This is a genomic window from Achromobacter sp. D10 (genome assembly GCF_035282245.1).
GTDB classification, from domain to species: Bacteria; Pseudomonadota; Gammaproteobacteria; order Burkholderiales; family Burkholderiaceae_B; genus Achromobacter; species Achromobacter insolitus.
In genome coordinates this window covers 1,175,110-1,200,802 of sequence record NZ_JAYJLE010000001.1, presented here as the reverse complement: position 1 = coordinate 1,200,802, position 25,693 = coordinate 1,175,110, and the positions used below count along the sequence as shown (strand labels likewise).

General features: G+C 66.5%; 21 protein-coding genes. 16 read left to right on the top strand and 5 right to left on the bottom strand.

Annotation, left to right across the window (positions count from 1 at the left end; all coding sequences use genetic code 11):
- Window positions 1-168: 168 nt before the first annotated feature.
- From cheD to VCS63_RS05740, 4 genes are all read left to right on the top strand, one after another.
- Window positions 169-882, top strand: coding sequence for a chemoreceptor glutamine deamidase CheD (gene cheD, locus VCS63_RS05755; protein ID WP_042795441.1), 714 nt, complete (start codon window positions 169-171; stop codon window positions 880-882).
- 46 nt (window positions 883-928) lie between these two features.
- Complete coding sequence (gene thpR, locus VCS63_RS05750; RefSeq protein ID WP_323878842.1) at window positions 929-1,459, top strand: RNA 2',3'-cyclic phosphodiesterase; 531 nt, start codon at window positions 929-931, stop codon at window positions 1,457-1,459.
- Between the two features lie 46 nt (window positions 1,460-1,505).
- Complete coding sequence (locus VCS63_RS05745; RefSeq protein WP_042795442.1) at window positions 1,506-2,066, top strand: 5'-3'-deoxyribonucleotidase; 561 nt, start codon at window positions 1,506-1,508, stop codon at window positions 2,064-2,066.
- A 69-nt stretch (window positions 2,067-2,135) separates the two neighbouring features.
- The gene (locus VCS63_RS05740; RefSeq protein WP_042795443.1) at window positions 2,136-3,473 is read left to right on the top strand and encodes an NAD(P)H-dependent oxidoreductase; all 1,338 of its coding nucleotides are present in this window, start codon (window positions 2,136-2,138) and stop codon (window positions 3,471-3,473) included.
- A 638-nt stretch (window positions 3,474-4,111) separates the two neighbouring features.
- Here the strand turns inward: VCS63_RS05740 and VCS63_RS05735 are convergent.
- Window positions 4,112-4,858, bottom strand: coding sequence for a FadR/GntR family transcriptional regulator (locus VCS63_RS05735; RefSeq protein WP_042795445.1), 747 nt, complete (start codon window positions 4,856-4,858; stop codon window positions 4,112-4,114).
- A gap of 105 nt (window positions 4,859-4,963) precedes the next feature.
- Complete coding sequence (locus VCS63_RS05730; RefSeq protein ID WP_042795446.1) at window positions 4,964-5,701, bottom strand: SDR family NAD(P)-dependent oxidoreductase; 738 nt, start codon at window positions 5,699-5,701, stop codon at window positions 4,964-4,966.
- A gap of 241 nt (window positions 5,702-5,942) precedes the next feature.
- Here VCS63_RS05730 and VCS63_RS05725 point away from each other — a divergent pair, with 241 nt between their 5' ends.
- The 11 genes from VCS63_RS05725 (at window position 5,943) to lpdA (ending at window position 18,095) form a co-directional block, all read left to right on the top strand.
- Window positions 5,943-6,740 (top strand): shikimate dehydrogenase, encoded by a 798-nt coding sequence (locus VCS63_RS05725; RefSeq protein ID WP_323878838.1) that lies wholly within the window; start codon window positions 5,943-5,945, stop codon window positions 6,738-6,740.
- Between the two features lie 70 nt (window positions 6,741-6,810).
- On the top strand, window positions 6,811-8,046 hold the full coding sequence (locus tag VCS63_RS05720; protein ID WP_042795449.1) for a branched-chain amino acid ABC transporter substrate-binding protein: 1,236 nt from the start codon (window positions 6,811-6,813) through the stop codon (window positions 8,044-8,046).
- Between the two features lie 165 nt (window positions 8,047-8,211).
- Window positions 8,212-9,153: a branched-chain amino acid ABC transporter permease gene (locus VCS63_RS05715; RefSeq protein WP_063639381.1), complete on the top strand. Its 942-nt coding sequence runs from the start codon at window positions 8,212-8,214 to the stop codon at window positions 9,151-9,153.
- Window positions 9,150-10,418, top strand: a complete 1,269-nt coding sequence (locus VCS63_RS05710) for a branched-chain amino acid ABC transporter permease (protein WP_042795451.1) — start codon at window positions 9,150-9,152, stop codon at window positions 10,416-10,418. Before VCS63_RS05715 ends, VCS63_RS05710 begins: the two co-directional genes overlap by 4 nt.
- Window positions 10,415-11,167 carry an ABC transporter ATP-binding protein gene (locus tag VCS63_RS05705; protein ID WP_042795453.1) on the top strand — a complete coding sequence of 251 codons (753 nt, stop codon included), beginning with the start codon at window positions 10,415-10,417 and terminating at the stop codon, window positions 11,165-11,167. The genes VCS63_RS05710 and VCS63_RS05705 overlap by 4 nt, the downstream gene beginning before the upstream one ends.
- Complete coding sequence (locus tag VCS63_RS05700) at window positions 11,164-11,883, top strand: ABC transporter ATP-binding protein (protein ID WP_042795454.1); 720 nt, start codon at window positions 11,164-11,166, stop codon at window positions 11,881-11,883. Before VCS63_RS05705 ends, VCS63_RS05700 begins: the two co-directional genes overlap by 4 nt.
- A gap of 37 nt (window positions 11,884-11,920) precedes the next feature.
- The gene (locus VCS63_RS05695; protein WP_063960414.1) at window positions 11,921-12,709 is read left to right on the top strand and encodes an SDR family NAD(P)-dependent oxidoreductase; all 789 of its coding nucleotides are present in this window, start codon (window positions 11,921-11,923) and stop codon (window positions 12,707-12,709) included.
- A 35-nt stretch (window positions 12,710-12,744) separates the two neighbouring features.
- A complete protein-coding gene (locus tag VCS63_RS05690) occupies window positions 12,745-14,928 on the top strand; it encodes an alpha-ketoacid dehydrogenase subunit alpha/beta (protein ID WP_063639379.1) in 2,184 nt (727 codons plus the stop codon).
- A complete protein-coding gene (locus VCS63_RS05685) occupies window positions 14,925-15,416 on the top strand; it encodes a VOC family protein (protein WP_238913039.1) in 492 nt (163 codons plus the stop codon). Before VCS63_RS05690 ends, VCS63_RS05685 begins: the two co-directional genes overlap by 4 nt.
- Before the next feature lie 10 nt (window positions 15,417-15,426).
- Window positions 15,427-16,689, top strand: coding sequence for a pyruvate dehydrogenase complex dihydrolipoamide acetyltransferase (locus VCS63_RS05680; RefSeq protein WP_323878834.1), 1,263 nt, complete (start codon window positions 15,427-15,429; stop codon window positions 16,687-16,689).
- A gap of 8 nt (window positions 16,690-16,697) precedes the next feature.
- Window positions 16,698-18,095, top strand: coding sequence for a dihydrolipoyl dehydrogenase (gene lpdA, locus VCS63_RS05675; protein ID WP_323878831.1), 1,398 nt, complete (start codon window positions 16,698-16,700; stop codon window positions 18,093-18,095).
- A gap of 25 nt (window positions 18,096-18,120) precedes the next feature.
- Here the strand turns inward: lpdA and VCS63_RS05670 are convergent, their stop codons facing one another.
- Together VCS63_RS05670 and VCS63_RS05665 are read right to left on the bottom strand one after the other, a co-directional pair.
- Window positions 18,121-19,002 (bottom strand): LysR family transcriptional regulator, encoded by an 882-nt coding sequence (locus VCS63_RS05670; protein ID WP_042795459.1) that lies wholly within the window; start codon window positions 19,000-19,002, stop codon window positions 18,121-18,123.
- An 855-nt stretch (window positions 19,003-19,857) separates the two neighbouring features.
- Window positions 19,858-23,469 (bottom strand): indolepyruvate ferredoxin oxidoreductase family protein, encoded by a 3,612-nt coding sequence (locus VCS63_RS05665; protein ID WP_323878828.1) that lies wholly within the window; start codon window positions 23,467-23,469, stop codon window positions 19,858-19,860.
- 168 nt (window positions 23,470-23,637) lie between these two features.
- Between VCS63_RS05665 and mutY the strand changes: the two genes are divergently transcribed.
- On the top strand, window positions 23,638-24,708 hold the full coding sequence (gene mutY / locus VCS63_RS05660; RefSeq protein ID WP_063960420.1) for an A/G-specific adenine glycosylase: 1,071 nt from the start codon (window positions 23,638-23,640) through the stop codon (window positions 24,706-24,708).
- A gap of 15 nt (window positions 24,709-24,723) precedes the next feature.
- On the opposite strand, the gene VCS63_RS05655 is transcribed toward mutY, so the two are convergent.
- Complete coding sequence (locus VCS63_RS05655; protein ID WP_063639372.1) at window positions 24,724-25,683, bottom strand: tripartite tricarboxylate transporter substrate binding protein; 960 nt, start codon at window positions 25,681-25,683, stop codon at window positions 24,724-24,726.
- Window positions 25,684-25,693 lie beyond the last annotated feature (10 nt).

Below are 25,693 nucleotides of genomic sequence, written 5' to 3'. Positions count from 1 at the left end.
TGCGGCAAAAAGCGGACACATTACGGGGTCCGTTACACAGCCATTCACCCGCTGGAAGCTTGAGTATGCAAGAATAAAGCGACATTTTCTTACATGTTTTGATACATTTCTGTTCTCGAGCTGCCAACTTCGTGTCCCAATCGCTGTTCTTGCCCCTAATCGAGTCCCATGGCCGCCCGTCTTGAAGCCCGTGCGACGCGCCACTATTTCGACAGCGCGTTCCAGTGTCAGGCGGTGAAAGTACTGCCCAACGAGTACTACGTCACCAACGAAGACCTGATGATCTCGACCGTGCTGGGATCCTGCGTCGCTGCCTGTATCCACGACCCTGTGACGGGCGTGGGCGGCATGAACCATTTCATGTTGCCGGAAGGCGACATGCAGTCACCCGCCTCGGCCACCATGCGCTATGGCGCGTTCGCCATGGAAGTGCTGATCAACGAACTCCTGAAGGCCGGCGCCGTCCGCGACCGGCTGGAAGCCAAGGTGTTCGGTGGCGGCGCCGTGCTGTCCGCCATGCAGCAGATGAACATCGGCGAACGCAACGGCCAGTTCGTGCTGAACTATCTCAAGACCGAAGGCATTCCGGTCAAGGCGCAAGATTTGGGCGACGTGCACGCGCGCCGCATCAACTACTTCCCGCGCGACGGCCGGGTAATGGTGCGCAAGATGGCCCCGCACCATCAGCGCGCCGAGGAAATCATCGCCAAGCGCGAACAGGCGGCCGCCCAAAGCGTGCAGGCCAAGACCGAAACCCCGCAACGGGTCGAGCGTTTCACCCGGCCCGGCGTGGAGCGCTTCGACCGCCCGGCCCGTCCTGGCGTGGAACGCTTCGACACCGCCCTGACCCGCCGGCGCCGCACGGAGACCACGGGCAACTGAACGGGCCCGACGCGCATTGCGCGGCGCGCGCCCCTACAATCAGCCCATGTCCACCGTACGCCTGTTCTTCGCCCTGTGGCCGGCGCCGCCGCTGGCGGCCAAGCTCGCCACTTGGGCGGAGCAGGCGCGGCCGAGCTGCGGCGGACGCGCCATGCGCACGGAGACCTTGCACCTGACCTTGGCTTTCCTGGGGCCCGTCGACGCGGCGCTTGCCGATGAACTTGCCGCCGCCACGCCCGAGCGCCGTCTCGCGCCGGAGGACATCACGTTGGACCGCTATGGCGTCTTCGGGCGCCAGCGCATCCTGTGGGCCGGCCCCGGGGACATGCCACCGGGCTTGCAGGCCGCCCATGACGAGCTCTGGCAATGGCTGGACGGGTTCGGCCTGGCAGCGCCGCCCCAGCCCTTCCGCCCGCACGTCACCCTGCTGCGCAATATCGAGCACGCGACCCCGCCCATGGATACGCCCGCGCCCTTGTCCTGGCGCTACGACCGCATGGTGCTGGTGGCCTCCGAATCGCTGTCTGGCGGCAGCCGCTATCGCATCGTGGCGCAATCCCGGCCGCAAAACTCCTGACGCTGCGCTCTGGCACAATCAGCCGGTTGCCACCTCCGGGATCGCCATGATCATCCTGCTGGACCAAGACGGCGTGCTCGCCGACTTCGAACACGCCTTCATCGACGCCTGGCACGAGCGCCATCCGAACATCCCCCCCGTGGCGTTCGAAGACCGCAAGTCCTTCTACATCCGCCAGGATTACGCTCCCGAACTGCGCGGCCTGGCCGAAGCCATCTACACGGCGCCCGGCTTCATCCGCAACCTGCCGCCGGTACCCGGCGCGCTGGAGGCCGTGAAGGAATTGCTGGCGCTCGGCATGGACGTGCGCATCTGCTCCTCGCCCCTGTCGCAGTTCGAGAATTGCGTGGCGGAAAAGTACCTGTGGGTGGAAAAGCACCTGGGGCGCGACGCCACCAACCGGCTGATCCTGACCAAGGACAAGACACTGGTGCACGGCCACCTGCTGATCGACGACAAGCCCGTGATCGAGGGCGCGGTACGGCCGCGCTGGAAGCACATCCTGTTTGACGCCCCCTATAACCGCGAGGTGTCGGACCGTCCCCGCATCAACTGGAAGAACTGGCGCAGCGTGCTTGCCGGAGAGCTATATACGGCAGATGAGTGAGTCCTGTTCAGCGGCCGCGATTTGGGACTATTCTGTGTTGCTGTACCCCCATCCGGAGGAGCCTGCGCCATGAATCTGCACCGCCTGCTGAAGCAGCGAGAAGCCGACCACAAGCCTTTGCGTGTTGCACTGCTGGGAGCCGGAAAGTTCGGCGCAATGTTCATGAGCCAGGCCCCGCGCACGCCGGGGATGCGGCTGGTCGCGGTAGCCGATCTGGTGCCCGACCGCGCCCGCGCGGCCCTGACCCGCGTGGGTTGGCCCGCCACCGCCCTCAATGCCGCCAGCATTGGCGACGCCCTCAAGAACGGCAAGGTCTACTTCAGCGACGATCCCCATGCCGTGATCGCCAGCCCGGACGTCGACATCGTCATCGACGCCACCGGCCAGGCCGCCGCCGGCATCAGCCATGTGCTGGCCTGCTGCGAATACGGCAAGCACATCATCATGGTCAACGTCGAAGCCGACGCGCTTGCCGGCCCGCTGCTGGCGCGCCGCGCGCGCGAAGCCGGCATCGTCTATTCACTGGCGTATGGCGACCAGCCCGCCCTGATCTGCGAAATGGTGGACTGGGCCCGGGCCAGCGGCTTCGAGGTCATGGCGGCGGGCAAGGGCACCAAGTACCTGCCGGAATTCCACACATCCACGCCGGACACCGTCTGGCCCTATTACGGGTTCACCGCCGAAATGGTCGCGGCCGGCGACTTCAATGCCCAGATGTTCAACAGCTTCCTGGATGGCACCAAGAGCGCCATCGAGATGGCCGCGGTCTCCAACGCGACCGGACTGCTGCCCTCGCCGTCCGGCCTGCACTTCCCGCCCTGCGGGGTGGACGACCTGGCGCGCGTGCTGCGGCCGCGCGATAGCGGCGGCATCCTGCACCACCGCGGCCAGGTCGAAGTTATTTCGTCGCTGGAGCGCGACGGCCGCCCGGTCTTCCGCGACCTGCGCTGGGGCGTATACGTCACCCTGGCCGCGGACAGCGACTATGTGCGGCGCTGCTTCAAGGAGTATGGCCTGGTCACGGATCCCAGCGGCAACTTCACCGCGATGTACAAGCCCTATCACCTGATCGGCCTGGAGCTCGGTATCAGCGTGGCGAGCGTAGGCTTGCGGCGCGAGCCCACCGGCGCGCCCGCCGGCTGGCATGGCGATGTCGTCGCCACCGCCAAGCGCGACCTGCCGGCCGGCCAGATCCTGGACGGCGAAGGCGGCTACACGGTGTACGGCCGGCTGATGCCGGCGCGCGACTCGGTGGACGAAGGCTACCTGCCCCTGGGACTGTCGCACCAGGTCAAGCTGAAGAATCCGGTGCGGCAGTCCCAGGCGATCCGCTGGAGCGACGTCGAATACGACGACCGCGCGCCGGCCGTGCAGTTCCGTCGCGAAATGGAGCAGACCTTCGCCTAGGTAAGTATCAGGCGGGGGTTCTTGAGCCGCCGGTGTCCGGACTGCGGGATTCCGATGCTCGCCCCGCTGGGGCTGCGCTTCGGATCCCTCCGCCCGGCCCCCGCCTCGTCGCATCTGCCCATGAGCGAAGAAAAAATGCCCCCACGCCGCGCCTCCGGCTTGCTGCCCCCAAGGGGGCGTTCTTTGCCTTGGGGCGGCCCGGCGGCAAAGAATACCCCCACGCCGCGCCTCCGGCTTGCTGCCCCCCAAGGGGGCGTTCTTTGCCTTGGGGCGGCCCGGCGGCAAAGAATACCCCCACGCCGCGCCTCCGGCTTGCTGCCCCCCAAGGGGGCGTTCTTTGCCTTGGGGCGGCCCGGCGGCAAAGAATACCCCCACGCCGCGCCTCCGGCTTGCTGCCCCCCAAGGGGGCGTTCTTTGCCTTGGGGCGGCCCGGCGGCAAAGAATACCCCCACGCCGCGCCTCCGGCTTGCTGCCCCCAAAAGGGGCGGGTGCATTAGGCGACTGCCAGCCGAGGACCCCGAAGTCATCCGAAGCGCAGCCCCATCGGGGCGAGCATCGGAATGGCGCAGGGCAGCCTCGGCGGCTACAGAACCCTGACACCGGCAGCTACAGAACCCTGATGTCCGCGGCAAGAACCCCTAGACAGGCGCGGGACGCTCCGCCTGGAAGAGACGCAGACGGTCGGCGGCATTGCGCAGGTGCTGATCGGCAGCGCGGCCGGCGGCGTCCGGGTCGCCGGCATCGATGGCCGCGAAGATCGCCTGATGCTCGCTCTGTACAGCGGCCATGCGTTCGGTATACATGCGCGCCGTGTTGTTGCGCGCGCTGCGGATGACCCGGCGAACGTTGGCTTCCAGGTAGTCGTTCAAGGCCACCAGATGCGGATTGTGGGTGGCCTGCACGATGGCATGATGGAACTGGTAGTCCTCTTCGTCGCCCAGCTTGTCGTTGAGCAGCGCGTACTCCATTCCGACCAGCGCCTGGCGCATCTTCTTCAGGTCCGCGTCGGTGCGGCGCTGCGCGGCGTAGCGCGCGGCGGTGACCTCAATGGAGAGCATCAATTCCAGGATGTGTTCCAGATCCTGGTTGTCGCCCGGGGTAGGTGCGGCGATCCGGAATGCGTTCTTCTGGAAGTTCGGGTCGACGAAGACCCCGCTGCCCTGCTGCGACGTGATCAGGCCTTCGGACTTCAGGCGCGCCAGCGCTTCGCGTACGACGGCGCGGCTGACCGAATAGGTTTCGGTCAATTGCTTTTCCGTGGGCAGGCGATCGCCGGGCGCGAGCACACCCTGGCGTATCTGCTCCGCCAGCGCGTCACCCAGCGCCGCTGAAAGCGAACTCTTGGGCGCGGCGCGCGACGGATCCTGTTCTTGGTTGGGCTGCATGTCGAATGGTGGAAAACGTGCAGGCGGCGCATGGGCGCCGCCCCGTGTTTATGGGAATGCCTGGGCGGCCGGCCGCGGCGTCGATAGCCGAGCCATCCTTGGACTTTACGCGATATAGATGCCGCCGTTGACCTGCATGACCTCGCCGGTCACGAAACCGGCCAGCGGCGAGCACAGGAAAGCGATCGAACCCGCGATTTCCTCCGCCGTGCCATAGCGGCGCAGCGGCGTGCTTTCGAGCAGCTGCGCGCCCTTTTGCCCGATCAGGTCCTGCGTCATGGAGGTCGCGATGATGCCCGGCGCCACCGCGTTGACGCGGATCTGCGGCGCGAGTTCCAGCGCGAGGCTGCGCGTGAAGCTCTGCACGGCGCCCTTGGACGCGGAATAGGCCGCATGCGCATAACTGCCGCGCTGGGCCGCCAATGAGGTCAACAGCACGATGGAGCCGTCGTGGCGCAAGTGGCGCTGCGCCGCGCGGCACACGTAGAAGGTGCCGTCCAGGTTCACGCGCATCAGCGTGCGCCAGGCCTCATCGCTGGTGTCCTTGACCATCTGCTCTGGGTAGATGCCGGCGCAATGCACCAGATGGTCCAGTCCGCCGAAGTGCTTTGCCGCCGCCTCGAAGACGCGCTCGCATTCCGCGGACGCCGACACGTCCAGCGCGCGCGTGTAAACACGCTGCCCGCTGGGATCCAGTTCGGCCGCCACGTCTTCCAGGCGCGCATTGTCGATGTCGGTCAGCACCAGCCGGGCGCCGTGCGCCGCCATCAGCCGCGCCGTCGCCAGGCCGATGCCATTGCCCGCGCCAGTGATGGCCGCAACTTTTCCTTCGAACGAAATCATTCTGTCTCCTGAAGCACTCTCGTACGCGGGCTCGCGCGCCTTTCCGGCGGCCGCGGAAATTCCGATTGGACTCCTGAAACGGCCGCTTGACACGAGAAAAACGCTTGCCCTATGATTTATCTGACAACTTAATAAAGTTGCCTGACAACTTATTTTGAAAGCGTAAAGCAACTGGCGCTTTCAGGCAAGAGAGTCAGGAACGACACGGCGGCAAGCCGCTACCCAGGCAGGGGACAAACAGGTGGAAATCACCGGCAGCACTACCGTTTTCGCGATCGCGGCGGACCCGATCGCGCACGTCAAGACGCCCCAGCGGCTCAATGCCCTGCTGCGCGAGCGCGGCGTGGATGCGGTCATGGTCCCGTTCCATGTGGCGCCGGCCGCCCTGCCTGGTCTGTTCTCGGGCATGCGCGGACTGGCCAATCTGGGCGGCATCGTGGTGACGGTTCCGCACAAGGAAAATGCCGCCGCCCTGTGCGACGCCCTCACGCCATCCGCCCAACTGAGCGGGGCGGTCAACGCGGTGCGCCTGCGCGGCGGTGTGCTCACGGGCGGCAATTTCGACGGACTGGGCTTCGTGGCCGGACTGCGCAGCCAGGGGCACGACCCGGCCGGCCGCCATGTCTATCTCGCCGGCCTGGGCGGCGCGGGCAAGGCCATTGCCTGTGCCATCGCCGATACCGGTCCCGCCAGCCTGCGCCTGTACAACCGCAGCGCCGACAAGGCGCACACCTTCGCCGCCCATCTCGCGCGCCAGTATCCGGCCCTGGCCATCAGCGTGGCCAGCGCCACCCCCGACGCCTGCGACATCGCCATCAACGCGACCTCGCTGGGCCTGAACGAGACCGATCCCCTGCCCTTCCAGCTGGACGCGCTTGCCGCCGGCACCGTCGTCGCCGACGCCGTCATGAGCCGCGTCGACACGCCATTGCTGCGCGCCGCCGACGCGCGCGGCTGCCGCACGCACCCGGGCCTGTACATGCTGGAAGGACAGATCTCCGAAATTGCCCGGTTCCTGGGCATAGAAGTGCCGCGCTAAGGCCTGTCCCGCCCGCGCGCTTGCTTGATTCACCAATTCACCACACTCCCGTCCCACGGAGGAGACACGCATGAAATTGGCTTTCACCACCGGCCTGCTGTGCCTGGCCGGCATCGCCGCATCGGCTCAGGCCGCGCCCGTCAAGATCGGGCTGATCGAAACGCTGTCCGGCCCCCAGGCTTCCACCGGCCTGATGTTCCGCGCCGCGGTCAAGTATGAGCTGGACCGCATCAACGCCGCCGGCGGCTGGAACGGCCAGCCGCTGGAACTGGTCGAGTTCGACAACCAGGGCGGTCCGGTCGGCGCGTCCGACCGCTTCCGCGCAGCCGCCGCCGAAGGCGTGCAGATCCTGGTGCAAGGATCGTCGTCGGCCATTTCCGGCCAGTTGACCGAAGACGTGCGCAAGCACAACCTGCGCAACCCCGGCAAGGAAGTCGTGTTCCTGAACGTCGGCGGCGAGGCGCTGGAACTGACCGGCCAGAAGTGCCACTTCTACCACTTCCGCTTCACCACCAACGCCGACCTGCGCGTGAAGGCGCTGGCCTCGGTCATGTCGTCCGACGGCACGCTGGGCAAACGCGTGTACGCCATCAACCAGAACTACTCCTGGGGCCAGGACATGGAAGGCGCGACCGAGCGCTTTGCCAAGCAGTATGGCTATGAAGTAGTCGGCAAGACGCTGCACGAGGTCAACAAGATCCAGGACTTCGCGCCCTACGTCGCGCGCATCCGCTCGGCAACGCCCGACACGGTCATCACCGGCAACTGGTCCAATGACTTGCTGCTGCTGATGAAGGCCACCCAGGCCGCTGGCCTGAAGGTCCGCTTCGCCACCGTATTCCTGGACCAGGTGGGCAACCTGGCCAATGCCGGCGACGTCGCGCTGGGCCATTACATCGCTCACCCCTACAACATCGAGGCCGCGGGCGAAGAAGGCGCCAAGTTCGCCGAGGACTACAAGGCCAAGACCGGCCACTACCCCAGCTACACCGAACCGCAGACCGTCATTGGCATCCACTTCCTGGGCGAAGCGCTCAAGCAGGTCAAGCCGCAGGACGGCAAGCTGTCCGTGCCGCAACTGGCGCTGGCGCTGGAGAAGGTGACCTACACCTCGCCGCTGGGCACCTACACGATGCGCGCGGAAGACCATCAGGTGCAGCTGCCGATGGTGGTGTCCAAGGTTGGCAAGAATGCCAAGTACAAGGCCGACGGCACCGACATGGGCTTCGAGCCGGTAAAGGTGCTGGCAGCGGCCGATGTATCGGCGCCGCCGCAGGCGACCTGCAAGATGCAGCGGCCGAACTGATGGGCCGCGCGGCCGGATCGTCAGCTTGCGCGTGACGGTCCGGCCGCGCGCAACCCGTCATCGCCCCTGGAAACCCCAATAAGCGCACCCCCGGCGCGGGCCGGAAAAACCCGGTGCGCAATCGCTCGCAAGACATCCGTCGTCTTAGCGAATACTGGAGCGGACATGGAATACTTTACCGTCTCGCTGTTGAACGGCGTGATTTACGGCCTGCTGCTATTCATGGTGTCGGCAGGCCTGACACTGATTTTCGGAATGATGGGCGTGCTCAACTTCGCGCACGCATCGTTCTACATGATAGGCGCGTATGCCGCCTATACCCTGACGCCGGTCACCGGCTTCTGGACCGCGCTGGTCCTTGCCACCATCATCGCCGGCCTGCTCGGCATGGGCGTCGAGCGCTTTTTCCTGCGCCGCGTCCACAAGTTCGGCCATGCGCAGGAACTGCTGGTGACCTTCGGCCTGGCCTTCATCGTCGCAGAGCTTATCAAGCTGTTCTATGGCGACTTTCCGGTGGACTACCGCGTGCCGCAGTTCCTCAATTTCGCCGCCTTCCGCGTATTCGACGCGGACTACCCCTTCTATCGCCTGCTGATGGGCGGCGTGTCGCTGGCGATGTTCGCGGTCATCTACCTGCTGCTGTCGCGCACCCGCGTGGGCATCGTCGTGCGTTCGGCCATCTACCGTCCGCGCATGGCCGAAGCGCTGGGCCATAACGTGCCGCTGGTTTTCATGAGCGTGTTCGGCGTGGGCGCGGCCATGGCCGGGCTGGCGGGCGCGGTGGCGGGCGCCTTCTACACCACCAATCCCAACATGGCGCTCGAGCTGGGCGTGCTGGTCTTCGTGGTGGTGGTCGTCGGCGGGCTGGGCTCGCTTGAAGGCGCCATGATCGCTTCGCTGCTGATCGGGTTGATCAGTTCCTTCTCGGTGGGCATCGATGCCAGCCTGGCCTCCCTGTTCGGCCTGTTTGGCGCGGGCGAATGGGCCGAGAGCGTTGGCGGCCTGATGACCGTGAAAATTTCCAGCCTGGCGGCCACCCTGCCGTTCCTGCTGATGCTGGTGGTGCTATTGGTCAAGCCCTCCGGCCTGAAGGGAGAACAGGCATGAGCCAACCCCGCCGTACTTCCGCCATTCTCCTTCTCATCCTGTGCGTGGCCGCGCTTTGCGCGCTGCCCTGGCTGCTGCCTCCGGGCCAACTGGTGGCAGCGGTGCAGATGCTGATCGCCGCGCTGTTCGCCTGCGCATTCAATCTGCTGGCCGGCCAGGGCGGCATGCTGTCCTTCGGCCATGCCGCCTACTTTGGCGTAGGCACCTTCGCCACCATCCATGCCATGAATGCGCTGGGTGGCGCGGGCCTCTTGCCCACGCCGCTGATGCCGCTGGCCGGCGGCGTGGCCGGACTGTTGTTCGGCCTGGTCGCGGGCTGGTTCGCCACCATGCGTTCGGGCGTGTACTTCGCCATGATCACGCTGGCATTGGCCGAACTGCTGCATGCGCTGGCGCCGCACCTCAAGGGGGTGTTCGGCGGCGAGGCGGGCGTGTCCGCCATGCGCATGCCAGCCTGGGGCTTCACTTTCGGTTCCGACATCGAGGTCTACTTCCTGGTGCTGGCATGGGTGCTGGTCTCGCTGGCCGCGCTCTACGGCCTGACCCGCACGCCCCTGGGCCGACTGACCCTGGGCCTGCGCGAGAACGCCAACCGCCTGCGTTACCTGGGCTACCGCCCGCACACGCTGAAGACCCTGGTGTTTGCGCTGTCAGCCATGTTCGCGGGCATTGCCGGAGGCTTGCAGGCCTTGAATATCGAAGCGGGCAACTATGTGTTGTTCGACGTGAAGCTGTCCACAGATGCCGTGCTGTTCGCCTACATCGGCGGCGTCAACGCCTTCCTCGGCCCGGTGCTCGGCGCATCTATCCTGACCTTTCTGTCGCAGACGCTGGCCGACATCACCCGCTCGTGGCTGCTGTACCAGGGCATCCTGTTCGTGCTGGTGATGCTGTTCGTGCCGGATGGCCTGGTGGGCCTGGTCCAGGGCGCTGCGCGGTCGCTGCGCGAGCGCGGCCTGGCCAACTGGCTACCCCGCGCCACGGTGTCGGTTGCTGGCGGCCTGTTGCTGACCTGCGCCACGGTCTTCACGGTGGAAATGCTGCAACGCATGTTCGCCCGCGACTACCGTTCGCTGCTGGCGATGAACCCCGAAGCCGGCTGGCCCGACATTCCGCTGTTCGGCCACGACTGGGCGCCGCTGGCGCCGTCGACCTGGCTGATTCCGCTGGCGCTGTTCGCCGCGGGCCTCGTTGCCTGCCGCTGGGCGCTGGCCCTGTGGCGCGACGACGCCCAAGCCGCTCCCACGCTGGAGGCCGCACAATGAGCCACGAAATCCTGACCCTGACCGACGTGCGCAAGTCCTTTGGCGACGCGCAGATCATTCGCGGCGTGAACCTGAACATCCAGGCCGGCGAACGCCACGCCGTCATCGGCCCGAACGGCGCGGGCAAGTCCACCTTGTTCCACCTGATGTCGGGCTCGTTCGCGCCGACCTCGGGCGACATCAGCCTGCGGTCGCGCTCCATCGGCGGCCTGCCGCCGGAACGCATCAACCGCCTCGGCCTGGCGCGTTCGTTCCAGATCACCAATGTGTTCCCGCGACTGTCGGTACGCGAGAACCTGCGCCTGGCGGTGCTGCGCATGCACGGCCTCGTCTACAACTTCTGGCGTCCGATCGCGCGTAACCGCGCCGTCAACGAAGACGTGGACCGCCTGCTGGAAAAAGTACGTCTGGCCGACAAGCAGCACACGGCCGCCGGCGACCTGAACTATTCGGAACAGCGCTCGCTGGAAATCGGCATGACGCTGGCCTCGCGTCCCAAAGTCATCCTGCTGGACGAGCCCATGGCGGGCATGTCCCAGCATGAGGTGGACTACACGGTGGAGCTGATCAAGGACGTGACGCGCGACTGCACGCTGCTGATCGTCGAACACGATATGCAGGTGGTGTTCTCGCTGGCCGACCGTATCAGCGTGCTGGTCTACGGTGAAATCCTCGCCACCGGCACGCCGGCCGAAATCCGCGGCGATGCCCGCGTGCGCGAAGCCTACCTGGGAGAGGAAACGGTATGACGACGCAATCCCCATTGCTGAGCCTGCAAGGCGTGCATGCCCACTACGGCAAAAGCCACATCCTGCACGGCATCGACCTGACCGTCGGCCGCGGTGAAGTCGTGAGCCTGCTTGGCCGCAACGGCGCCGGTCGCTCCACCACCATGAAGAGCATCATGGGCCTGGTGGATGTCACTGGCGGCAGTATCGCCATCGAAGGCCGCGACATCACCAACAAACGCCCCTTCGAAATCGCCCGCGCCGGACTGGGCTTCGTCCCCGAAGAGCGCGAAGTATTCGCCAACCTGACGGTGGACGAGAACCTGCGCATGGGCGAACAACCCAGGCGCGACGACGCGCCCTACTGGTCGACCGAACAGATGTTCGACTACTTCCCGCGCCTGAAAGAGCGCCGTGGCACCAAGGCAGGCAACCTGTCGGGCGGCGAACAGCAGATGCTGACCATGTGCCGCTCGTTGCTGGGCAACCCCAAGGTCATGCTGATCGACGAACCCACCGAAGGCCTGGCGCCGAAGATTGTGGAAGTGATCGCCGACGTGATCCGGGACATCCACAAGCGCGGCGTTTCCGTGGTGCTGGTGGAGCAGAAGCTGACCATCGCACTGAAGGTCTCCACGCGCGTCAGCGTGATGGGCCATGGCCGCATTGTTTTCGAAGGACCGCCCGCGCAACTGCATGAACGCCAGGACGTGGTCCAGGAATGGCTGGCGGTGTGACCGCCGGCGCGCATACATAGTCAAAAAGGCAAACATCGTGGATCACACCCCGGAAGTCACCCATCCAGACCTGCGCGGCCAGACTGTCGTCATCACCGGCGGCGCCAAGGGCATAGGCCTGGCCACGGCGCAGGCGTTCACGCGGCAAGGCACCCGCGTCGCGCTGCTGGACATGGACGCGGCCGCCCTGGACGACGCCGTCGCCGGCCTAGTCGCGCTGGGCGGCGAGGCCCTGGCCGTGCAGGCATCGGTCACCGACGCCGACGCCGTCGAACGCGCCTTTGCCCAGGTCGAGCAAGCCTGGGGCCGTATCGACGTACTGGTCAACAACGCGGGCGTATCGGCCAACAAACCCACGCTGGAAGTCACCGTGGACGAATGGCGCCGCGCCGTGGACATCAACTTGACCGGCGTGTTCCTGTGCGCCCAGGCCGCCGGCCGCCGCATGGTGCCCGCCGGCACCGGCACCATCATCAACCTGGCCTCGATGTATGGCGTCGTGGCCGCGCCCGACCGCGCCGCCTATTGCGCCACCAAGGGCGCGGTGGTGCTGCTGACCGAGACCCTGGCCGTGGAATGGGGCCCGGCGGGCGTGCGCGTGAACGCACTGGCCCCGGGCTACGTGGAAACGGACCTGGTTCGCGACCTGGCCGCTCGCGGCCGTCTCGACCCCGAACGCCTCAAGCAGCGCACGCCGCTGCGCCGCCTGGCCCAACCGGCCGAAATGGCCGATCTGGCGGTCTTCCTGGCCTCGCGCCAGGCCTCGTACATCAACGGACACACCCTGGTGGCCGATGGCGGTTGGAGCCGCTACAGCTACCTCTAACCGCAAAACGCATACCTATCTCTGGAGATTCACTCATGGCCACCCACCAACCGCTTGAGCCCCAGGCGCCCTGGCGGCAACTGACGGTAGATGCCAAGGACTGGCAGCAGGCGGATCCCGCCCTGCTCGGCACCATGCTGACCCAATTGCACTGGATCCGCGCCTTTGAAGAGGCCGTGCTGGAGCTCGCCGCCGAAGGCCTGGTCCACGGCCCCGCGCATTCGTCCGTGGGCCAGGAAGGCGGCGCGGTCGGCTCCGTGCTGGCGCTGGGCGCGGGCGACCAGATCAACGGATCGCACCGCGGCCACCATCAGTTCCTGGCAAAGGCCCTGCAGCATGTCGCGCCGCTAGGCCTGGACCCGCGCAATCCGCTCACGCCCGCCATCGACGAGGTCCTGCAAAAGACCCTGGCCGAAATCATGGGCCTGGCCCAAGGCTATTGCCGCGGCCGCGGCGGCAGCATGCATTTGCGCTGGCTGGAAGCCGGCGCGCTGGGCACCAACGCCATCGTGGGCGGCGGCGTTCCGCTGGCCGCGGGCGCGGGCTGGGCGCACAAGCACGCCGGCACCGACCGCGTCGCCGTGACCTACTTCGGCGACGGCGCGGTGAACATCGGTTCAGTGCTGGAAACCATGAACCTGACTGCGGCGTGGAAGACGCCGCTGTGCTTCTTCATCGAGAACAACCGCTACGCCGTGTCCACCACCGTGGAAGAGTCCACCGCCGAGCCCCGGCTGTCGGCGCGCGGCCTGGCCTTCAACATTCCGTCCTGGAAGGTTGACGGCATGGATCCGCTGGCGGTCCACATCGCCATGTCCGAAGCCGTGGCGCACATGCGCGCCGGCAATGGCCCCACCATCGTCGAAGTCGACGTGTACCGCTTCTTCCACCAGAACGGCCCCTTCCCTGGCAGCGCCTTCGGCTACCGCAGCAAGGACGAGGAAGCGCAATGGCGCGGCCGCGATCCGCTGGACAAGATCGCTACGGAGATGATCGGCCGCAAGCTGGTCACGCAGGCCGAAGTGGACGCCTTGCGCCAGCGCTGCAAGGACGTCATGAAGGACGTGGCCGGCCGCCTGACCGAAGCCGCCGAAGGCGGCAAGCGCCGCGTGCGTGCCGACCTCTGGCCCAGCCCGGACTTCCGCGACGTGGGCTTGCGCAGCGATGGCTCGGAACTGACCGGCCTGCGCTACCAGGAAGCCGCCGACTATGCCGGCCAGTCCGCCGACCGCAAGTTCGTGGATGCGGTGGCAGACGTGCTGGACCGCCGCATGGAGACCGACCCGGGCGTGGTGGTGCTGGGCGAGGATGTGCACCGCCTGAAGGGCGGCACCAACGGCGCCACGCGCGGCCTGAAGGATAAGTACCCTGACCGCGTGCTGGGCACCCCCATTTCCGAAAACGCCTTTGCCGGACTGGGCGGCGGCCTGGCCATGGACGGCCGGTATCGGCCGGTCGTGGAATTCATGTATCCCGACTTCATGTGGGTTGCGGCGGACCAGATCTTCAACCAGATCGGCAAAGCCCGCCACATGTTCGGCGGCGACATCGACGTGCCCTTCGTGCTGCGCACCAAGGTCGCGATGGGCACGGGCTATGGTTCGCAGCATTCGATGGATCCGGCGGGCATCTTCGCAACGGCTCCTGGCTGGCGCGTCGTCGCGCCGTCCACGCCCTATGAATACGTGGGCCTGATGAACACCGCGCTGGCCTCCAAGGACCCGGTGCTGGTGATCGAGCACGTGGACCTGTATGCCTCCTCGGGCGAGGTGCCCGCTGACGACCTGGACTACGCGATCCCGTTCGGCAAGGCTCGCGTGCGCCGCGCGGGCGGCAAGGTCACCATCCTGACCTACCTGTCCATGGTCAGCCGCGCGCTCAAGGCCGCCGAGGCTGCCGGTGTGGACGCCGAGGTCATCGACCTGCGCACGCTGGACCGCGCCAGCCTGGACTGGGACACCATCGGCGCCAGCATCATGAAGACCAATAATGTGCTGATCGTGGAACAGGGCGCGCGCGGCACGTCCTATGGCGCCATGCTGGCCGACGAGATCCAGCGCCGCTACTTCGACTGGCTGGATCAGCCCGTCAAGCGCGTGACGGGCGGCGAGGCCTCGCCCAGCATTTCCAAGGTCCTGGAGCGCGCCGCGTTCGCGGACACCGAGGAAGTCATGGCCGGCCTGGCCGACGTGCTGGCCGACCTGGGAGAGCAGGCATGAGCGTCCCGCTGCACATGAACGTGCCGATGGAGGTCGGCATCTGCTGCGCCGACCTGGACAAACTGCTGGCCTTCTATACCGGCGTGCTGGGCCTGAAGCTCGTCAACCGCGTGACCGTCCCGGCCGATAAGGCCCAGGCCACCGGCCTGACGCAGCACGGCTACGACGTGGCCCGGCTGCAGACCAGCTACGGCGAGCGCATCAAACTGCTGCAGCCCGCCGCCGCGCCCGAGACCGCCGCGCGCGGCGCGGCCATCCTGGACCGCCAGGGCGCCACCTACCTGACCTTCATCGTGCGCGACCTGCCCGCCGTGGTGCGCGGCCTGGAAGCGCAAGGCGTGGTTTTCGACAGCGCGCCGGCGCCGATGGAAGTGCGGCCCGGCACCTGGCTGGCGTTCTTCCGCGACCCCGAAGGCAATGTGCTGGAACTGGTCGAGTACGACGATCCCGCCAGCTACCGGCCCGACCTGTACAGCGCCGCAGAATAGGACGAACATCGTGGCACACCTTATCAAGCTCCCCTCCGTTGCCGCCGACACCTCGGGCGGCACGCTGCACCAGTGGCTCAAGAAAGAAGGCGATACAGTCGCCGTGGGCGACGCGCTGGCTGAAATCGAAACCGAGAAGGCCATCGTCGAAATCAACGCCGAGCAAGCCGGCGTGCTGGGCCGGATCGTGATTCAGGCCGGCGCGGCGTCCGTGCCGGTGAACACGGTGATCGGCGTACTGCTGGCCCATGGCGAAGATGCATCCGCCATTGACCGCGCCCTGGCGGAAGCCGGCGCTGCGGCGCAGCCCGCGGCGGCGCCCACGCCTGAACCGGCGCCCGCCGCTGTCACGGCCCCAGCGCCGACGGCTCCCGCCACTCCGCCACAAATCTCGAATCCGCCAAGCGCCGCTCCGGTGCCCGGCGGACGCCTGTTCGCCAGTCCGCTGGCGCGCCGCCTGGCCGCGCAGTGGCATGTCGACCTGCTGGGCGTGACCGGCACCGGCCCGCATGGACGCATCGTGCGCCGCGACGTGGAGGCCGCCCGTGACCGCGCTCCGGCCTCTGCCGCCGCTCCGCTGGCTGGCCGTGCGGCCTCGCGCCGCGTGCCGCACACCGGCATGCGCCGCGCCATCGCGCGCCGCCTCACCGAAAGCAAGCAAAACGTGCCGCACTTCTACCTGACAGTGGATTGCAGGATGGATGCGCTGTTGGCGCTGCGCGCCCAAGCAAACCAGGGCGGAACGGTGAAGCTCTCGGTCAATGACTTCATCGTGCGCGCGGCCGCGCTGGCCTTGCGCGAAGTGCCGGAAGTGAATGCCAGCTGGCAAGAGGACGCCGTCGAATACCACGCTGGCGCCGACATCTCCGTGGCGGTGGCGACCGACGGCGGCCTGGTCACGCCCATCGTGCGCGACGCGGACGTCAAGCCGCTGTCCGCCATCGCCGGCGAAATCGTCGAGCTGGCCGGCCGTGCCAAGATCAATCGCCTGAAACCCGAGGAATTCACGGGCGGTTCGCTGACCGTGAGCAACCTGGGCATGTACGGCATCAGCCAATTCGCGGCCATCATCAATCCTCCACAGGCCGCCATCCTGGCAGTGGGCGCGGCTGAAAAGCGTCCGGTCGTGGACAGCGAAGGCCAACTCGTCGCCGCTACCGTCATGACAGTGACCTTGTCGGCCGATCACCGCGTCGTGGACGGCGCGGTGGGTGCGCGCTGGCTGGCCGCCTTCCGCGCGCTGATCGAAAACCCCGTGCGCATCCTGCTGTGAGACCAGCCATGACCAAGACTACGTTTGATCTTGCCGTGGTGGGCGGCGGCCCCGGCGGCTACGTCGCCGCAATACGCGCGGCGCAGCTCGGCATGTCGGTCGCGCTGGTGGAACGCGCCGAGCTGGGCGGCATCTGCCTGAACTGGGGCTGCATACCCACCAAGGCGCTGCTGCACAGCGCCACGGTACTGCGCGCGTGCCGTGAAGCCGCGCACTATGGCGTATCGGGCGCAGGCGATGCGCGCCCGGACCTGGCCGCCATGGTGGCGCGGTCGCGCAAGGTAGCGGGCCGCCTGGGCCAGGGCGTAGCGCACCTGATGAAGAAAAACGGTGTCACCGTGTTTGCCGCCAGTGCCAAGCTGGCCGGCGCCGGCCGTCTGACGCTGGACAATGGCACTGCGCTGTCGGCCAGGCACATCGTGCTGGCCACCGGTGCGCGTGCGCGCGAACTGCCCGCGTTGCCCGTGGGCGAACGCATCTGGGCGTACCGCCAGGCGTTGGTCCCCACCGAGATCCCGAAGTCCTTGCTGGTGGTTGGCGCAGGCGCCATCGGCGCGGAGTTCGCCAGCTTCTATCGCGCCGTGGGCGCCGAGGTCACGCTGATCGACATGACCGCGGAGATCCTGCCGCAGGAAGATGCGGAGATCTCGGCGCTGGCGCGCAAATCCTTTGAGAAGCAGGGAATCCGCGTCATGACGCAATGCGCGGTAACTTCGTCCTCGCTCACGGCAAGCGGCGTCAAAGTGGTGCTGGATCAGCAGGGCAAGCGCAGCGAGCTTGAAGTCGACCGCGTCATCGTCGCTGCCGGCATCGTTGGCAACGTCGAGAACCTGGGCCTGGAGCAGACTCGGGTCAAGGTGGAAAAGACGCATATCGTCACCGACGGCCACTGCCGCACGGGCGAACCCGGCGTCTACGCCATCGGCGACGTGGCCGGCGCTCCGTGGCTTGCCCACAAGGCCAGCCACGAAGCCGTGCTGTGCGTGGAAGCCATCGCCGGCAAGCACGTGCACCCCATCGATCCGCTGCGCATTCCCGCCTGCACGTATTCGTATCCGCAGGTCGCCAGCATCGGCATGAGCGAGGCTCGCGCCCGCGAACATGCCGCGAAGACCGGCGGCGACGTCCGCGTGGGCAAGTTCACCTTCGCCGGCAACGGCAAGGCGATCGCCATGGGCGAAGACCAGGGCCTGGTCAAGACGGTATTCGACGCCAAGAGCGGCGAGTTGCTGGGCGCGCACATCATTCACCCCGAAGCGTCCGAGCTCATCACGGGTTATGGCGTGGCGGCGTCGCTGGAAGCCACCGAGGAAGACCTGATGCACACCGTCTTCGCGCATCCGACGTTGTCGGAAACGCTGCACGAGTCGGTGCTATCGGCCTTCGGCCGAGCCCTGCACTCCTAGGCGCAAGGCAAGGCGCGGCGCGGGATCAGATCCGCGCCGCGAAGAAATCCAGGAAGCAGGCAATGCGCCGCGAAAGCTGCGTATTGCGGTGATACACCGCGTGCATGGGCTGCAGGTAGTCCGAGTGCGCGGATTCCATCAGCTTCACCAGCCGGCCCGCCTTGACGTCCTCCCGCACCACGAAGTCGGAGAGGCAAGCGATGCCCACGCCGCGCACCGCCAGCTGCCGCTGCGTCTCGCCGCTGGAGGTGGCCAACGTGGGGACCGCCAGGTAGCTGGATCCTCCTGCGTGACGCAAGGGCCAGACATTCAGGCTTTCGGGCTGGGTGAATCCCAAGAGCTCATGCGCCGCCAAGTCCTCGACAGTCTCCGGCGCGCCGCGCCGGGCCACATAATCCGGGCTGGCCATCACCCAACGCGGCGAAGGGCGCAACGGGCGCGCATGCAAGGTAGAGTCCGTGAGCGGCCCCATGCGTAGCGCGACATCGGTGCGGTGTTCCATGAGATCCACGATGCGGTCGTTGCTGGTGAGTTCCAGCGTAATGGCCGGATACTCGCGCCGGAACTCCGCCACCAGCGGCACCACGCAATGCAACATGACGGGCACAGAAGCATCGATCCGCAAGCGCCCCGCCGGACGTTGGTGCACCATGCGCATGCAGTCTTCAGCCTCATCCAGCGACGCAACGATATGCCTGGCCTTGGGGAGGAAGTGCTTGCCCTCCTCGGTCAGTTCCATGCGCCGGGTGGTGCGGTTCAGCAGGATCACGCCAAGGTCTTCCTCCAGGCGCGACAGCCCGCGGCTGACGCCGGATGCCGTGTGCCCCAGCAGCTCCGCGGCGGCGCTGATAGACCCGGCATCCACCACGCCCAGGAAGAGGCGCAGCGCGTCAGAGTTCAGGGACATAGGGGGTGGCTCCTTGGTGTGTCGGTCGATTGTATAGAGGTAGTGCTTGGATAGAGGGGATTTGTTCAGTCGCGATTGTGGTTCTTTAGACGCCCGATGTAGCGGTGGCCTGCGGAACGCGGGATAACGATTGCGGTCCGGAGCCTACGCTCCGGACTCCCCCTTCGTCATCTTCGTTGCCGCCTGCGGCGGCTGCCTTCAGATTCCCTCGGGCTTATCGACGCCCCGCGTCCCGCAGGCCACCGCTACTCCGGGCTCCGTTGCATCCATCTTCACGGGTGCTGGGACGAAAGGCTTGCGCGGGGTACTCGCCACCGGCGGGGTTTGGCGAAAGATCTTGCGGGGCCCGCTCCCGGCCGGCCGCGCGGGCGGCCTCTGGGAGCATACGCAGTGTCTTGCGTCATACGAGGGCGTCGATGGCTTGATTCGCTGCGGCTGCCAGCAGGGGCGCAGTATGAAAAATAGGAAGGGGACTCACACCAGCGCGCAGCGTCATCCTTGGACGCAAGACACCGCGTAAGCCCCAAAAGGCCGCCCGCGCGGCCGACCTGGGGCGGGCATCGCAAGACACGCCACCACACCCAGGTGCGTGCAAAAACGCCAAGCAAACGACTCGCCCCAACGGCCGGGAAGATACTCCGGCCGAGCCTGTCGCTTCGGGGGCGTGCGGGGCGCGGGGCGTCGATAAGCCCGAGGGAATCCGTAGGGAGCCGAAGGCGGACGAGGATGACGCAGGGGTAGTCCGGAGCGAAGGCTCCGGACCGCAATCGTTGCCCCGCGCCCCGCACGCTCCCGAAGCGGCGGGCGCGTTAAGAACCCTCCCCGCAACAGAGCCAAAAGCAAATAGCCAACACCTCAAGCCACCCTAGCCCCCCCGATAGAAACCACCGTCGCACTAAACCCCTTCAGCAACTCCTCCCTCCGCGACGCCACCTTCGCCATCGCCGCCTCCTTCACATGCCCATACCCCCGTATATCCTCGGGCAAGCTAGCCAATGCCACCGCGCGCTCCAGGTTGCCGCGATTCAATTTCGACAGGATCGCCGTCACCGTCTCGCGATATTCGCGGATCAGTTCGCGTTCCGCGCGGCGCTCGGCCGTGTAGCCGAAAGGGTCCAATCGTGAGCCGCGCAGCCTGCGCATCCGCGCCAGCAGGCCAAAGACTCGCAGCATTCCGGGCCCGTAGCTGCGCTTGATCAGATGGCCGTCCTTGTCGCGGCGCGCAAACAGCGGCGGCGCCAGGTGGAAGCGCAGCTTCCAGTCGCCTTCGAACTGCGCCTGCACGCGCTTGAGGAACTCGCCGTCCGTGTACAGCCGCGCCACCTCGTACTCGTCCTTGTAGGCCATCAGTTTGAAGTAGTAGCGTGCGACCGCCAGCGCCAGCCGGTTGGTGCCTGTGGCCTCGCGCTCGGCCCGTGCCACCTTGTCCACCAGCTCGGTGTATTGCCGGGCGTAGGCCTCGTTCTGATAGTCGGTCAGGAAAGCCTTGCGCACCATCACCAACCGTTCCAGCTCGCCGGCCGGCTTCTTCAGTTCCAGCACGGGGCTGGGTGCGCGTGGACGCTTGAGCTCGATGATGCCCTCCGGGTGAGAAGGCGCGCCGCCATTGGCGATCAGGCGCTTCACGTCTGCGAGGTCGTGCGCGGCGCGGCGGCCCCAGGCGAAGGCCGCGAGGTTGTTTGGCACCTGTTGGCCGTTCAGCTCGATGGCGCGCAACAGCGCATCCTGCGACAGCGGAATCCAGCCCTTCTGATAGGCATAGCCCATCATCAGCGGATTGGAATAGATCGCGTCGCCCAACAGGCACACGGCCAGCGCGGCCGCGTCGACAGTGGCCAGGTGCTCCTTGCCGCAGGCAGCCGCCAGGTCCGTGGTCAGGTTGGCGCCCGGCAGCGTCCAGTCAGGGTTGCTGACGAAAGCGGCGGTGGGCGCCGTGTCGCTGTTGAGCAGGACACGCGTGCGCTCAGGATTCACCCGTGCCATGGATTCCGCGCTGGTGGCTACGACCAGGTCGCCAGCCAGCAGCAGATCGGCCTCACCCATGGCGACGCGGGTGTTCAGCAGATGGTCGGGCGTTTGCGCAAGCACCACGTGCGAATACACCGCGCCGCCCTTCTGCGCCAGCCCCGCCATGTCCAGCACTGAACAACCCTTGCCTTCCAGGTGCGCGGCCATGCCCAAGAGCTGCCCTATGGTCACCACGCCCGTTCCGCCCACGCCCGCAATGAAGACGCCGTATGGCTGATGCAGTTCTCGCGCGGCCGGATGCGGCACGTCGTCGTCGATGGCGCCGTCTTGAGCCAGCGCGCCCGGCTTCTTGAGCTTGCCGCCTTCCACCGTGACAAAGCTGGGGCAAAAGCCCTTCAGACAGGAAAAATCCTTGTTGCAGCTGGATTGGTTGATCGTGCGCTTGCGGCCGAACTCTGTATCCAAGGGTTCCACGGACAGGCAATGGGATTTCTGCGAGCAGTCTCCGCAGCCTTCGCACACGCGCTCATTGATGAGCACGCGGCGAGCCGGGTCGGGGTACGCGTTGCGCTTGCGGCGGCGGCGCTTCTCGGTGGCGCAGGTCTGGTCATAGATCAGCACCGACACCGCGGGATGCTCGCGCAGTTCGCGCATCACCGCGTCCAGCTCGTCGCGGTGCCTGACCGGAACGCCGGGCGCCATGCCTTCGATGCGCTGATACTTCTCCGTGTCGTCGGTGACGACGATGATCTTGTCGATGCCTTCGGCCGCCATCTGGCGGCTGATCATCGGCACGCTCAAGGGGCCGTCTACCGGCTGCCCGCCCGTCATCGCCACAGCATCGTTGAACAGGATCTTGTACGTGATGGGTACCTTGGCCGCCACCGCCGCGCGTATCGCCAAGAGGCCAGAATGAAAATACGTGCCGTCCCCCAAGTTGGCGAAGACGTGCTTTTCCTCGGTGAACGGCGCCTGCCCAACCCATGGCACGCCCTCGCCGCCCATCTGCGTGTAAACGTCGGTGCTTCGGTCCATCCACCGGACCATGTAATGACAGCCTATGCCCGCCATCCCGCGCGAGCCTTCCGGCAGGCGGGTCGAGGTATTGTGCGGACACCCCGAACAGAACCAGGGTTTGCGTTCTTCGACGACACGCGGGCGCGCCAGCGCCTGTTCACGGCCGCTGATGAAGGCCAGACGAGCCTCGATACCGGCGCGCACATCTTCAGGCAGTTCGAAGCGCAGCAGACGCGCGGCAATCGCGCGCGCCACCATCGCGGGCGAGAACTCGTAATGCGCCGGCAGCAGCCAATTGCCTTGCGGCACCGACCATTCCCCGCCGTCCTTGTCGTCGAATTTTCCCACCACGCGCGGAATCTTCTTGCCGCTGCCGATCCAGCTGAACAACTCCTCCTTCAGCTGGTATTCCAGTACCTGGCGCTTTTCCTCGACCACCAGGATCTCGTCCAGGCCTTCCGCAAAACGCTGCATGCCGGTGGACTCCAGCGGCCAGACCATGCCTACTTTAAACAGACGCAGGCCGATGCGCTGGCACACCGCTTCGGACAGGCCCAGGTCCGACAGCGCCTGGCGCGTGTCCAGGTAAGCCTTGCCCGACGTCATGATGCCGAAGCGCGCATCGCGCTGCGGCACCTGCCAGAGCTCGCGGTTGAGCTTATTGGCGCGGGCATAGGCCAGCGCGGCATAGAGCTTGTAGTCCAGCAGGCGGGCTTCCTGCTGTAGCGGCGTATCGGGCAACCGGATGTTCAGGCCGTCGGCCGGCAACAGGAAGTCCTGCGGCAGCACGATCTCCACGCGGTGAGGATCCACATCCACGGAAGCCGATACCTCGACGATGTCGGTAATGCACTTCATGCCCACCCATACGCCCGCATAGCGGCTCATCGCCCAGCCATGCAAGCCATAGTCCAACACTTCCTGGACGCTGGAAGGGAACAAGGCGGGGATCATGCAGGCCTTGAGGATGTGGTCGCTCTGGTGAGGCAGCGTCGAGGACTTGGCGGGATGGTCGTCCCCCGCCACCACCAGCACACCGCCGTGGCGCGACGTGCCCGCCGCGTTGGCGTGCTTGAAGACGTCTCCGCAGCGGTCCACGCCGGGTCCCTTGCCGTACCACATCCCGAAAACGCCGTCATACTTGGCACCGGGAAACAGATTGACCTGCTGCGATCCCCACACTGCGGTGGCGGCCAGGTCTTCGTTGATGCCGGGCTGGAATTCGATGTGGTGAGCCTTCAGGTACTTGGCCGCCTTCCACATGTTCTGGTCGACGCCACCCAGCGGAGAACCTCGGTAGCCGGACACAAAGCCCGCGGTGTTCAGGCCGGCGCGCGCATCGCGCACGCGCTGCATCATGGGCAGGCGGACCAGGGCGTGGATGCCGCTCATCCAGGCGCGCCCGGACTCCAGGGTGTACTTGTCGTCCAGTTGCACGGATTCAAGCGCGGCACGCAAGGCAGGCGTAACAGGAGCGTTCATGTCTACTCCAAGGGATCCAGGAACCCCGGCCGGCTTCGCGCGACACCCTCTTGAAGCGCACGCGGGCGAGCAAGGGACGTGAATTGCGGGCGCTGGCGCGCTTCTGTTTCCATCGGTTGTAACCGGTCGCCCCACCCCGGGCAATAGGGCGATGCGATAATTGCCGCCATGAACTTCGCCCCTCGTATCGTCGACTGGCAGCGCCAACACGGCCGCCACGACCTCCCCTGGCAAAACACCCGGGATCCTTACCGCATCTGGCTCTCGGAGATCATGCTGCAGCAGACGCAGGTGGCGACGGTCATCCCTTATTACGAGCGCTTCCTGCAGCGGTTCCCGGACGTAGCCGCGCTGGCGGCAGCCGCCCAGGAAGACGTCATGCCCTATTGGGCCGGGCTGGGCTATTACGCCCGCGCGCGCAACCTGCACCGTTGCGCGCAGGAAATCGCGCGCGACTGGGGCGGCCGTTTTCCGCCCACGGCCGAAGCGATCGCCACGCTGCCCGGCATCGGCCGCTCCACCGCCGCGGCCATCGCCGCGTTTGCCTATGGCGAGCGCTCTCCCATCCTGGACGGCAACGTCAAACGCGTGTTCACGCGGCACTTCGGCATCGCCGGCGATCCGGCCAAGCGTGAGGTCGAACAGAAGCTGTGGGCGCTGGCCGACGCGCAGGTCGAGGCCGCGCCCGGACTGGACATGGCAGCCTATACGCAAGGGTTGATGGACCTGGGCGCCACGCTATGCACCCGCGGCAAGCCCGCTTGCGAATCCTGCCCCGTGGCGACCAGTTGCGTGGCCAAGCGCGAAGGCCGCCAGGCCGAACTGCCCACGCCCAAGGCGCGCAAGGCGATCCCGGAACGCGAGACCTGTATGCTGGTGCTTCGGCACGAGGGCGCGTTCCTGCTGCAGCAACGGCCCGAGCCCGGCATCTGGGGCGGGCTATGGAGCCTGCCGGAGTTCGACGTGTCGCAAGACCCGGAAAGCGCTTCGCGCGCACTGGGCCTGGAACCTGAACAGCGCTTCGAACTGGCCGCTTTCGCCCATACCTTCACGCACTACCGCCTGCACATCCGCCCCTGGCTCGTGGCCGTGCGAGCCGCCGGCCTGCGCGAATCGGCAAGGCCCGAACGCTGGGTGCCGGCGCAAGAACTGGGCTCAGTGGCGCTGCCGGCGCCCGTGAAGAAGCTGTTGCAGGGGCTGGTCGAAGCGGGCGTGCAGGACAGCTTGTTCAGGGACTGAGCGGCGGCGCGTCGTTCAGTTGGTCATGCGCGGCAGATTGGCTGCCTTGATGGCTCTGCCCATTTGCTCGTAGGTCGTATCGACCATCTTGGCGTAGTCCTGCCCCGACAGCCACACCGGGTCCACGCCCAATTGCTTGTAGGTCTGCTGCAGACGATCCGAAGCCACCGCCGCTTTTGCCGACTGTTCCAGGCGCGTGCGCACCGGTTCCGGTGTGCCCTTGGGCACCGCCAGCCCCAGCCAGGAATCGATTTCCACGTCGTAGCCAGCTTCTTTCAGCGTGGGCACGTCCGGAAACTCGGGCCAGCGAATGGGACTCGCGGATGCCAGCAGGCGCAACCGGCCGGATTGGATGTAGCTGGTCACGTCCGAAGGATTCTGCACAATGGCATCGACCTGTTTGCCCAGCAGGGCCGATACGGTCTCGCTGCCGGACTTGTACGACACCTGCTCGAACTTTGCACCGGTAACGCGCCCAAGGTCGAACATGGCGAGGTTGTTGGGCGCGGAAGGCGCGCCAAAGAAAATGCCAGGACCTTGCTTGGCAGCCGCGACCAAGTCGGCAACGCTCTTGTAGGGAGAATCCGCTCGCACCACCACGCCATAGCGGTAGCGGCCGTAGGCCGCAACGAATTCGAAGTCGCGGGCGGCATAGGGGATGGTCATCAGATGCGGCATGATGGCAATGGACGACAGCGTCACCACGCCCACGTTGTAGCCGTCGGCGGGCTGCTTGGCGACATAGGCCGGGCCGATGGTGCCCAAGGCGCCAGGGCGGTTGAATACCACCACCGCGCGTCCCAGATCCGCTTCCATCGCGCGCGCCAGCTCACGGCTCGCAACGTCGGTATTGCCGCCTGCCCCGTAATTGACTGTCAGCGTGACCTCCTTGTCGGGCCATGCCCAGGCTGGCGCGGCTGCCGCGCACAGCGCAGTGGCGGCGGCGAACGCCGCCAGCATCGATACTCCTTTCATGCTTGTCTCC